Below are 11,926 nucleotides of genomic sequence, written 5' to 3' on the forward strand. Positions count from 1 at the left end.
GCCGCTGTTATTCTGTTTCAAGTGGACTTGATCGCCAAGTCAGCGAAGTTCGCCGGCTTGATGTCATGACTGGCGACGTGGAGGGTCGAACTAGACGGCCAGCCAGGATTCTCATGACAGGTCGCGATCTTTCCTGTTGCCTCATTTTTCTTTGCCGTAGGCAATGCCCCTTTAGGGCTCGGCAATACCAGCCCGGCGCCACCGTAATTCTCCAGAATTTGCATTTCCAGCTATAAATGGGGGATGAGCACCGCGAAATTGGGTTCAAGATAGAAACGGTCGCCAAGACGTGAAATAGGCTGCGAGCCCGCTACAGGTTAAGCATCTGAGTCGAATCTACTTGAGGGCTCGTTGACACTGCGTTTTTTACGTCGAAATATGAGGCCGGGGACGCCGCATGGTCAACGATTTATTGCGGCAAGGGGAAGGTGCCTAATGGCTCGGGGGGGCAATGTCCACTTCGTTCGTTCAACGTCCGCGCGTGCCGTGGACGTGTTGGCTGTCGCAGGGAAACCGCTGTGGCACGACTGCGAAACGGCATTCGCCCGCATAGATGAACTGTGCGGGGACAACACCTCGCGGCTGTTCGCGGAACCGAACGCCAAGGAGCAGGAGGGCGGCCGCCTGGTCGTGGCGTGGTTCAGCAGCTTCGACGAGGAGCCGAAGCAACTGGGCGAACTCGATCGGGGAAAACGGTCGCGGATCGAGTCGAACTTGGCCGCGCGGATCGAGGCGCTTCGACCAGCCCTGGCGGACCGGGAAATCGGCGGGACCGTTGGGGCGATGCTCAATGTCGCGGACGAAGCCTCTATCGTCGCCGTCGGCGAGAACGCCGTCCTCACGAATTGGGGAGTGCTGCCGGAGGAAGCCCGCTCCTCCCGCGCCGCATTCGTGCGGCACAGCGAGCAGACAATTGGCCCCTACCTTCCAAGCGGCATGTCCCCCCGGGTGCCTGGTCAGGCGTGGGCTGCCCTGGGAGGTTTCGCCACTGCCGGACTGTCTCCCCCGCGGCGCGTGATTGCACCCGAGGCCACCGCAGCATCCACGCAAGAGGCTCAATCAACGGCGCCAGCTCGACACAAACAGTCTTGGCTTTGGCCCATAGCTGCCCTTTCGTTGGTGTTCGCCGCCTGCCTGATCTACGCGGCCTCGCCGGGCAACCTCGTTTATCCGGAAGCGCTCCCGCCGCCACCGACAGCTCCACTCGTGAACAACGAGGAGGTCAACCGGAGCCTTGAAGAGCGAATCGGCAAAATGAAAAGGGAGCTCGCAAAGGCTGCATGCGAGGCAGATTCATCTGTTCTCGGTCCGCCGCTCCATGAGTCCGGCGGTGGAACAGAAAACGGCGCGTCAGGAGCCGCCCGCGGGCAGGCGCCTGCCCCCGGCTCACCGCATTCGCTTCTCGCCGCCCTGGACTCGGCGACGGTCCTCGTGCTCGCACCCTCGGCGGACTCCCTCAGCACTGGAAGCGGGTTCTTTGTGAGCCAGAGGGAAATCCTCACCAACAACCACGTTGTCGAGGGCGCCGGGGGGACGGTATTCGTCGCCAGCAAGGCACTCGGGCGTGCGGTTCCCGCCCGTGTCGTTGCAAGATCCGCAAGCAGCGAGACTGGAAATCCGGACTTTGCCCTCCTTCGGGTGGATGATGCCCCAGCACTGTGAGGCCCCTGCACCTTTCTACGGAAATCGCCAGGCTGGACAGCGTCATCGCGGGGGGCTTTCCGTCATTCGTGATGTCGATGGACAGCACTTATCGAGCGATCCTCAATGGCGACACCACGGGGCTTGCCAATCTTGAGATGGTCGTCACGCAGGGCAACGTCATGGCCATGCCTCAGGGCGGGGCGGCAAAGGTCATTACCCATTCCGCGAACATTTCCCCCGGCAACAGCGGAGGTCCCCTTTCGGACGCCTGCGGCCGGGCCGTCGGAGTCAACACCTTCATAGTCCTCGACGGGGGGAACGTTCAGAAGCTGAACTTCTCCCTCGGCGCGAGCGACGCCATCCGGTTCCTGTCAGCCAACGGCGTGACGGTGGCCGGCGCCGATCAGCCGTGTAATCCGGCCACGGGAATAGCCGCGGCCGCAGGGCCAACGGAAGGCCCTGTCAAATGAGCCAGTTCGTCGCGACCACGACCCTCAGCCTGATGCGTTCCCTCGGGTCGACCGCGGAGCGCTCGGTCCATAGGCTTCAAGCCGTGCTCGGACGGGAATTCCCCGGGGGCATAGGCCTCGAGCTGGCCGAACCGGTGCCGCGAAAGGACGGCTCTGGGATCGACTGGTATACCGAGCGCGACGAGCCTCTTGTCCGGCTGACGGACCTCCCGCCCGAAACGGCGTCCGTCTACAAGGCGCGGCTCGACCAATCCGTCCGCGCAGTTCTTCGTGCGGCCGCCGCGCATGAGGCTCGCACCGACCCGGCAGCCCGCTCGACGGCTACTGCGCTGCGCAACGCGGTGACATTCCCCGACGACGAGAACGTATGGGTTTCCGGCGGCTCCGACGGGAGCGACGGAGTGCTCGTGCTTACGGCATGGGGTTACGAAAAACATGACGCGGAAACCAGCGGCAAGGGACAGATTGCTGAAGCCGCCCGGGACCGCCCGCCGACGGCTTCTGTTGCGGACACAGCAACGGAGCGGCCCGTGCGATCTGCTGGACCTGCCTGGTGGCAGTCGGTCGCCCGCAGGCTTCTTTGGCTTGTTCCCGTAGCACTCGCGGGGGCGACCGCGTGGCTGCTGCTCCCGGCTTGCGGCTTGGTCCTTCCGTTCGGAGTCACCGCATTTGGAAAGGGCGGAGGCGCTTACTGCGCCCTTGCGGCGCCGCAGCCGACTGTCGACCATAGTAGCTTGCGCACGCGGGAACTCATGTCGGAAGAAGCTGTCATCGAGGAGCAGCTGCGGCGGCACCTGAACTCGTGCCAGCCCCCCGCTCCGGCGCCAAGGGCCGAGCAGACTGACCCAGCGCAGGAAGCAGACAATCGCGTCGAAAGCGCAGGCGGTGCGGAAGGCCAGACGCAGGTGACGCTCATCTGGAACAACCGGACCGACCTGGACCTCTTCGTGAAGTGCCCGGACGGCGGAATGGTGCTTCTGGACGGACAGCCGAAATGCGGGGGCGTGCACGACATCGACATGAATCTCAATGGAGAGAGCACCAAGCCGGTCGAACACATAACGTGGGCGAGCAAGCCACCGCCCGGACACTACGAGGTCTACCTGAGAATGTTCAACAAGCGCGGAGATCCTGCCCGGCGGACGGATTTCAACGTCATCCTCAAGAAGGGTGACGCCACTCAAAGCTACCCGGGCAGCGTGACTGAAGAGTCTCACGACGCGACGCAGATGAAAGTCATGGAGTTCAATGTTCCATGACTGCAGCAAGCCGCCACCAGCCTGACAGGACGAATCGATGCTGACCAACCTCGCCGATTTCAGCGACGGCTTCACGCTGGTGCCGGACAGCGGCCTCCAGTTCGTCGAGTTCGGGTTTGACTTCGACGCTTCGCCGCGTCTTACGAGGTCGTTCATCGAGCGTGTGTCGCCGGGCGAAACGGGGTCGGATGGAAAGACGCTGATCCGCCTGCTTCCGAACTGGAACGATGACGACCCCGACTCTGACCAGCCGCCGTATCCCCCGAGTGGCGACGACGTGGTATACGACATCGCGAAGTCGAGGGCGCTCGAGACCTTCCTCGACCGCTGGGTTCCGGTGCCGTTCTTCAAGATCGAACCCGGAAAGGACTCGCTGGGCAACGAAATTTACGCACAGGGCCCGACCGACTGGGTCCGGGTAAGGGTTACGGAAACCAGGAACGCCCATGGCGACCGGAAGGGAACGCACAGGGCAATCTTCGCATTCGACAGCTCGCTTGCGCCCCGCAAGACGAACCGTCCCTATCTCGCGCCCTGTCCGGAAGACGCGATGCGGACAGAATCGTTCCGGTTCGTCAGCCAGCTTCCAGACGTCATCTCGTTCCTTTCCCATAAGGTCGACGTTCCCGGACAAGGGCCCGTGGACGCCCAGAAATGGCTGGACGATTGGCTGAGGGACATCCTCCACTCCTTCAAGAAGCTTCAGAGGAAGGGCAAGGAGCTGAGGCCCGATGACTTTCCTTTCCAGTTCGAGCACCTCGCCCGCTACATAACCTTCGTCCAGTTTCTCGCCAGCGTGATCAAGCCCGTTCGCGTCACCCTCATCGACACGGTCAGCGACAACAGGAACGTCCATCCAGTCGACGTCGACCTGGTGCTCGACATCGGGAACTCGCGGTCGTGCGGACTTCTGATCCAGTCGTTCCCGGACGACGTGAACGTCGACCTCAACAACTCCGTCGTGCTGGAATTGCGCGACCTTTCCAAGCCCGAACTCGTCTATCGCGATCCGTTCGAAAGCCAGTGCGAACTGGTGGCCGGGGAATTCGGAGCGGAAGACATCGCCAGGCGGTCAGGCCGACCGCGGGCATTCTTTTGGCCAAGCCTGCTCCGCATCGGCCCCGAGGCCTCCCGCCTGCGCGGGGAGTCGGAAGGCACCGAGGCGGCCACGGGGCTTTCTTCGCCGAAGCGGTACCTGTGGAGTTCCGATCCGGTTCTCCAGGAGTGGAAGTTCCGCTCGGCCTCGGCGGGCCATGCGGGAACCGAGCCGCTGATCGAGCGCTCCATGTACCGCTTCATAAACGACCGCGGCGACGTCCTCGAACAGCTCGAGAGCGACAGGCGCCAGTTCAGGTTGAAAGTCAAAGAGAGCGAACTGCAGACGGCGAGCCGCTTCTGCTTCTCGAGGTCGTCCTTCTTCACGTTCATGCTTGTCGAAATCATTGCGCAGGCGATGTCGATGATGAACAACCCCGGCACCCGCCGGGAGAGAAGACTCAAAGATTCTCCGCGACGCCTGCGCAGGATCATCCTGACGATCCCGTCAGCGACCCCGATCCAGGAGCAGCGCATCCTGCGGTCGCGCGCAGAAGCCGCGGTCAAGCTTCTCTGGTCCCTGTCGGGATGGGGCGACAGCGACAGCGGCATAAACAGCCAGCGTCCGGAAATCCACTGCTCCTGGGACGAGGCGAGTTCAGTTCATCTGGTCTATCTCTACGGCGAGGCCGTGCACAAGCTGGGCGGGTCGATCAGGACGCTGTTCGACATGCTCGGCAAGGACAGGGAGAGGCCGAAGGCGCTCCCGGCGTCCAAGGCCAAGGAGAAGCTCGAACGGTCCCTGCGCGTCGCCAGCGTCGACGTGGGCGGCGGCACCACCGACCTCATGGTTACGACCTATTTTCAAACCGACAATGTCGCCCTTTTCCCCGACCAGAACTTTCGGGAGGGATTCCGTATCGCGGGGGACGACCTCCTCAAGGTGGTTATCGAGCGGCTTGTCATACCCAGGCTCGAGGAAGGCCTGGCTCAAGCGGGCCTCCCGAACGCGCGGAACTATCTCAAGGACCGCTTCGCAGGCGACAACCCGAACATGTCCGAGCAGGAAAAGCACCTGCGACGCCAGTTCGTTCTGCAGGTTCTGCAGCCAATCGCCATCGCGGTTCTGTCCGAATGCGAAGCGATGCCTGCGACGAGCCGCAAGACGGAAATCCGGAAGGCAGGCAGTTTCTTCGAGACCGGGGGACGAACGACGGCCGGAGGCGACATTCCGGTTGACGCGCGCATCCTCGGATATCTCAAGGACAGCATAGGGGCTCTGGGAGCCGGAGAGTTCACGGTCTCCGACTGCGACATAGCAGTCGACCCGCTGGCGGTCGAAGAGTGCGTCCTGTCGATCTTCGACGGCGTGTTCGACAACATCGCGGAAGCGATCAACCATCTGGACGCTGACGTGGTGCTGCTGACCGGGCGGCCGATGCGCCTGCCACAGATGATAAGCCTGTTCATGAACAAGATGTCGGTCCGGCCTGACCGCGTCATTCCGATCAAGGACTATCGCGTCGGCACGTGGTATCCCTTCCGGGGCGTCAGCAACACGCACATCGACGATCCAAAGACGACCGCGGTCGTGGGCGCAATGCTGTGCGCGCTCGCGGAACGGCAGATCACCAACTTCACCCTCTATTCCCAGTACCTCAGGATGAAGTCGACGGCCCGGTACATCGGTCGGCTTCAGGGCAGCTCCGTGCTGCCGGACGAAACCCTGCTTTTCTCGGACATCGACCTCGATGCCGCAACGGCGGAAGCCGAGGCGGAATTCGACTACCACAGCCCGCTTCGCATTGGCTTCAGGCAGCTTCCACTGGAGCGCTGGGTGGCGACTCCGCTCTACAAGCTGACCACCGCGCAGACGCGATCGGCGCGGAGCGTGCGAAAGCCGGTCCGCGTCACGATCGCGCGCAATGTGCAGGTGCCGGAAGACGACGAGGCGAACGAGATCGCGCTTCTTACGAGCGAGGCGACCCGCGAGGAGTTCGTGGTTCAGGACGCGGAGGACGCCGACGGCTCTCCGGTCAAGCGCATCATGGAGCTGAAGCTGGACACGCTCGCGGTCGAGGCGGGCGACGGCTACTGGCTCGATACCGGAATTATCTCCATCCAGTGAAAGCTGAAGGCATGCGTAAAGAGTTGAAGAAGACCTGCGACACGGCGCTGAAATCGGCGCAGGAGGGCCTTGTCTGGATCGGAGCCTCAGCAAACGCGGAGCGGGTCGGCAGCACGCGCTCGGGCGCCGAGCAGCAGCTCAAGAAGTCGATCGTTGCCACCCGGAAGGCGATGCTGGCCATAGACCGCCCCATGTGCGTCGGGGTGTTCGGCCCCAGCCAGGCTGGCAAGTCTTATCTTGTGTCCGTCCTGGCCCGCAATGGAAGCGCGCCCTTGATGGCTCGCTTCGGCGATCTCGGGCGGGAGGTCGATTTCATCCGGGAGATCAACCCCGGTGGCGATCGGGAGTCGACCGGGCTTGTCACCCGCTTTTCGGTTCGAGAAGAGCCAAGTCCGCCCGGCGCGCCCGTTGTGCTGAGGATGCTGAGCGAAACGGACGTGGCCAAGGTCCTGGGCAACAGCTTCTTCCTTGACGGAGACGCGAAGAAACGCGCGCCGCTGACTTCCGACAGCGTCCTGTCCACCCTGGAAAGGGCGAAGAGCCGGGCTATGCCGCAGGCAGCGACGGATGGCCTGGCCGAGGAGGACGTGTGGGACCTCCAGGAGTATTTCGAGAAGCAGTTCGCCGGGTTGCCGAACATCGAAACGCTAGGGGCCTACTGGGAGGAAGCGGCCTTCCTTGGCTCCCGGCTTTCCATTGCCGACCGCGGCGACCTTTTTTCCGTGCTATGGGGCGGTCTGCAGAAATTTACCGATCTCTTCGTCGAACTCGTCACCGCCCTTGAGAGCCTGGGGTTCGCCAAGGATGCCTACTGCCCTGTCGAGGCGCTGGTTCCCCGGGAAAGCAGCATCATAGACGTCGAGACGCTGCGGGGGCTCGGAAAATCCGGCCAGGACGAGTTGCTGATCCGGCCAATGAAAGGATCGACGGTTTCGTTGCCGAGACCCGTTATCGCCGCATTGGTGGCTGAACTCCGGATTGCGATATCGGAACAGCCATGGCCGTTCTTCGAGCACACAGACCTCCTGGACTTCCCGGGCGCTCGCAGCAGGCAGAAGGTGGACCTTCAGGCCTTCATCGAGGGCAACCCCGACGCGCTCAAGGAACTCTTCGTCCGGGGCAAGGTTGCCTACCTCTTCGACCGCTACGTTGCAGAGCAGGAGCTTTCGAGCATGCTGCTGTGCATCAAGCCCTCGAACCAGGACGTCGCGACCCTTCCCGACATGATCGACGACTGGATCAGAACCTCGCACGGGGAAAGCCCGCTCGATCGGGCCCGGACCGAGACTGCGCTGTTCCTGGTGCTGACGATGTTCGACATGCACTTCAGCGAAAAGGCGGGCGAGGAAGGACAGAGCCTGGCGGATCGTTTCAGCGCGCGCCTGGGCGCCTCGCTAACGCGCTTTTTCGGCAAGGCCCACAAGTGGCCGTTCGAATGGATGCCGGACAGGCCTTTCAACAACTCTTACTGGCTGCGCAACCCGAACTTCAAGGCAGAGTCCCTGATCAAGTACAAAGGCGGCGTGGAGACCGAGATATTGCCCGACAAGGTCGCGAAGGTCGCCGCGCTGCGCGAGGCGTATCTTCAGGTCAGTGAAGTTCAGCAGCACTTCCGCGAGCCGGCCAAGGCCTTCGACGAGGCCCTCAGGCTGAACGATGGCGGCGTAAGCTATCTGGCGGAGAACCTCGCGGCCATCTGTCGTCCCGACATCAAGTATTCACAGATACGAGGCCGCGTCGGGGACATAGCCCACGATATCCGCCGTGTGCTCGCTCCGTATTTCATCGAAAGCGACATCAACAAGCGGATAGCCGAGCGTCGGGAAGTCTCGGACCAGATTCTCGCAAACTTCACCGAGGTTTGGGAGCGGGACCAGTTCGGGACCGCCATGAAGATGCTGCAGATATCGCAGAACGGAATCTCCGAACACCTTCACATCGAGTACGGCAACCGCCTCAAGCGGCAGAACGCGCCGGAGGAAGGTTCCGAAGGACGGACAGACGCCGCGGCGAAGAAGCGACCGGCGCCTCCGCGGCCCGGCGCCCCTCCATTGCCCGGCAGCAAGAAGAAGGTGGCCGCGGCCGTGGTTTCCTCCGGGGAGTCGGTTTCGCAGAAAGCGCTGCCGCGCGAAGCCTATCTCGCCCGGTCAGCCATCAGGCATTGGACGGACGGCCTTTTCGCACTCGCGAGAAACGACAATGCGTTGCAGGCCATTGGCCTCGGGCAAGAGTCCGCAAGCGAGTTGGTCGCCGAGCTTACATCTGCCGCGCGGCGATCGGGGCTCGAAGAGCGCATAGCCAGGGACCTTGCCAAGCTCTCGGGAAGTTCAGTCGAAAGGTCCGACATCCTGCTCGAGAAGGCTGGCTTTCTTGCCACGAGCCACATCAACCGTTTCGTCAGCACGCTTGGCTTCGACGCGATGCCCGAGAACAAGCGGCCTCTGGCTCCTGACGGCACTGAGAACGGTGAAGTTAGGGTTTTTGCCCGCCGTCCGAGCGTTTCAGACTGCGACGGGCTTGGGGTGGAGCGGCGGAACTTCTCCTACCTCGCGCTCTCGGAGTGGATGTACGCCTTCCACCAAGTGGTTACTGACAACGTCCTCTCGGGCGAAGGGATCATTATAAACGTCGAGGAGAACGAGCGCCTGAGGGCCATACTGGACGCGCTCGATGAGTCCGCGCCGCTGCTTGGTGCGCCCGTTGGGACTGCTCGATGAACAAGGTTGCGGTCAAAGTCAGCGAGGACGAGACGCGCCTGTTCGGGCATGCCCTGATCACGTTCCCGCAGGAACTAGGCAGCTCTCCGGGGTTGCGACTGTCGATCATGCGCAAGTCCAAGGACGCTCCCTATCTTGGCGCCGCCGGATGGCAGGCGCGTCCCGCAACCGTAGAGGCAGCGGTCGTCAGCCGCGGCGCGAATTCGGCCACGCTGGTCGTCGGACCCGAGGTCTGCGACCAGATCCCGGTCGACCTGCAGGTGAAGATCGAAGTCGAAGGCCATGACATTGAGGGGAGCGCCTTCTGGCCGCCGATCCCACCTAGCCCGGGAGCTTGGTCCCAGGAACTGACCCCTTTCAAGATGTCCATTCCTCAGGCTATAGAACGGGAGCTTGAAGAGGCCCTCGAACAGGTTGTTGAGCTGCCACGGGTGGTGGAGCCGAAACCCCAGCCTTTGGCCCAGCCGCCAAAGAAGAGGCGGTTCTTGTACCTACTGATCCCGTTGGCGCTGCTTCTGGCAGGGGGAGGATACTACATTGCCGACAGCAGGGGTTGGTTCAACAACCCCGAGCCTTTGCTCGCGCGTTTCGAGAGGCTGAAGCTGACGGACACTAACGGCGTTGAGCTGTTCGCCCTAAGCGGCGAGGCATACCGGGAAGGCGCCCGCGGAATCGGCTTGCAGGCGATCAATCTTGCGATGGAGCGGGGCAACAAGGACGCGAAACTCGAGATTGCGCGCTGGTACGATCCAAGCTCCTTCGAGCCCAGCAGAGCAGATCGACCGGATGCGAACAGGGCGGCGAGGGCCTATTTCGAACTGTCGGTAGAAGGCGAGACAGCGGCCAGGGAAATGCTCCGCTCCCTCTGCGCGAAGAGCGCGAGTTCTCCTCAAGACCTTGGGTTCAATGGGTTCCTGAAGGACACTTATTGCGAGGGGACGCTGGAATAATGATTGAAAATCACAAGGTCCGGCAATTCGCCGCCTATGGAACCGTCAGAGGGACAATGGCATGCTGAAGAGCAGCTTCGACAAGTATTTCCTCCACTTCAGGGGGTACATGGCGGCCATGGCTGCTGCAATCTTGCTGGGCATGACCCTGTCAGCGGGAGCACAGGAAAATTCCGCGGCGAACGAGCTTTTCAACTACCCGGACACTCTGCTGAACGGGATCGTCAGCGCCCAGTTTTCCAAGCCGATAGAAGAATGCCGGAAACTCTGCGAGGCGCGTTCGGGATGTCAGGGGTTTGACCATTCTCAAAAGGACGAGTGCCGCCTGTTCGCGAGCGTGGGCGCCGGACGCGTGAACGTGGGTTCGACCGCTGCGACGCGCAGCCTGCTTTCGAATTACACCGACCCGACAAATCCTCCGCTTGCAGCCAGGCTGGCGAAGCTCAAGGAAACCGACACTGACGGCCATGAACTCTTCGCGCTAAGCGAGGAGGCTTTCAAGCGCGGAGACCGGAGCGTCGGGCTGCAGGCGATCAATCTCGCAATGCAGAGAGGCAACCAGGACGCGAAGCTCGAAATGGCGAAATGGTATGATCCAAGGACCTTCGCGCCGGACCGCGTGGACGCGATCGACTCCAATAAGGCGGCGCGTTCGTATTTCGAACTCGCGCTAGAGGGCAATGCGCAAGCCAACAACCTGCTGAGCTCGCTTTGCGTCGACGCTAGCGACACGGGCTCGAACCACGCCAACGCATACGAGAATTTCCTTCGCACCACCTACTGCGAAGGGTCGATCAGTCCTTGACCCAACCGCTCTTACATATCGGTTTCATGGGTTGGGCCAAGGGAAGCGGAATGCAGCGGAGGCGGCATTGGTTGCGCGTGGTCGGAACAGCGTCGGCGGCGTTTCTGCTGACATTTTCGCTTGCGATGCCTGGAATTGCTGCGCAGGCGTCAGGAGGCGAACTTCTCGAATATCCAGAGACCGCATTGAGGGGAACCCCCAGTGCCGAGTTCCGGCGACCTTTGGACGACTGCCGGAAAATCTGCCTGGAGCGTTCGGGCTGCGCCGGGTTCGATCACTCCTCTTCAACCAACCTCTGCCGTTTGTTTCCAGCGGTCGCCTCAGCACAACCTGACCCGCTCTCGACCGGCGGCACCCGCCAGCGGATTCCAGGCTATCACGATCCCGCCAATGCCGAGTCCTGGTACTATGCGTCCTTCAGCGGGGTTGACCTTTGGGGGGGCGATCTCGTGTCAAAAGGCATCGATGCGCCCAACGCCGAAAGCTGCTCGGCTCTGTGTGACAGCCGAACCTCCTGCCGGGCGTTCACCTACAATCAGGAGGTGAATCGATGCTTTTTAAAATCGGGCTTCGATTTCGTGCAATCCTACCCTTTGGGACGGTCCGGCCTCTATTTCAAGGCTAAACCATCGGCCCCTCCTCCGACCTTGACTGCCGACTGGGAGCTTTTCACCCTGAGCGGCTTCATTGGAAACGGCATGGAATCGCCTGCGATCTCCTATCAGGAATGCATGGGGCAATGTCACTCGGACGGTGGATGCGGTGGGTTTACGTGGGTGACCGTGAGACCCAACCGATGTTTCCTGGTCCAGGGAACCAACCTGTACCCGGTGCGGCGAAAAGGCATGACGTCGGCGCGAAAAAACAGCCGGACGGTCACTCCCGACTTTGTACATCCCGTCGCTCCGAGGGATTAAA

8 protein-coding genes are annotated in these 11,926 nt (G+C 62.0%); all 8 read left to right on the forward strand.

The annotated features are described in order from the left end of the window. Nucleotides 1-486: 486 nt before the first annotated feature. The 8 genes from NLY43_RS11660 to NLY43_RS11695 all read left to right on the forward strand — a co-directional run bounded on the left by NLY43_RS11660 (nt 487) and on the right by NLY43_RS11695 (nt 11,925). The gene (locus tag NLY43_RS11660; protein WP_286460902.1) at nt 487-1,662 is read left to right on the forward strand and encodes a trypsin-like peptidase domain-containing protein; all 1,176 of its coding nucleotides are present in this window, start codon (nt 487-489) and stop codon (nt 1,660-1,662) included. Beyond that, entirely contained in the window at nt 1,659-2,114 is a 456-nt protein-coding gene (locus tag NLY43_RS11665; protein WP_286460903.1) for a trypsin-like peptidase domain-containing protein, read from the forward strand. The genes NLY43_RS11660 and NLY43_RS11665 overlap by 4 nt, the downstream gene beginning before the upstream one ends. Beyond that, entirely contained in the window at nt 2,111-3,373 is a 1,263-nt protein-coding gene (locus NLY43_RS11670; RefSeq protein WP_023692432.1) for a hypothetical protein, read from the forward strand. Before NLY43_RS11665 ends, NLY43_RS11670 begins: the two co-directional genes overlap by 4 nt. Before the next feature lie 37 nt (nt 3,374-3,410). Beyond that, on the forward strand, nt 3,411-6,536 hold the full coding sequence (locus tag NLY43_RS11675; protein ID WP_023829579.1) for a virulence factor SrfB: 3,126 nt from the start codon (nt 3,411-3,413) through the stop codon (nt 6,534-6,536). A gap of 11 nt (nt 6,537-6,547) precedes the next feature. Beyond that, nucleotides 6,548-9,253, forward strand: coding sequence for a virulence factor SrfC family protein (locus NLY43_RS11680; protein WP_023711804.1), 2,706 nt, complete (start codon nt 6,548-6,550; stop codon nt 9,251-9,253). Beyond that, nucleotides 9,250-10,203: a hypothetical protein gene (locus NLY43_RS11685; protein WP_023692435.1), complete on the forward strand. Its 954-nt coding sequence runs from the start codon at nt 9,250-9,252 to the stop codon at nt 10,201-10,203. Before NLY43_RS11680 ends, NLY43_RS11685 begins: the two co-directional genes overlap by 4 nt. 61 nt (nt 10,204-10,264) lie before the next feature. Next, the gene (locus NLY43_RS11690; RefSeq protein ID WP_023692436.1) at nt 10,265-11,008 is read left to right on the forward strand and encodes a PAN domain-containing protein; all 744 of its coding nucleotides are present in this window, start codon (nt 10,265-10,267) and stop codon (nt 11,006-11,008) included. Further along, the gene (locus NLY43_RS11695; protein WP_023723437.1) at nt 11,005-11,925 is read left to right on the forward strand and encodes a PAN domain-containing protein; all 921 of its coding nucleotides are present in this window, start codon (nt 11,005-11,007) and stop codon (nt 11,923-11,925) included. The genes NLY43_RS11690 and NLY43_RS11695 overlap by 4 nt, the downstream gene beginning before the upstream one ends. Nucleotide 11,926: the final 1 nt, after the last annotated feature.

Origin of the sequence: Mesorhizobium sp. C416B (assembly GCF_030323165.1) — a bacterium.
Lineage (GTDB): Bacteria > Pseudomonadota > Alphaproteobacteria > Rhizobiales > Rhizobiaceae > Mesorhizobium.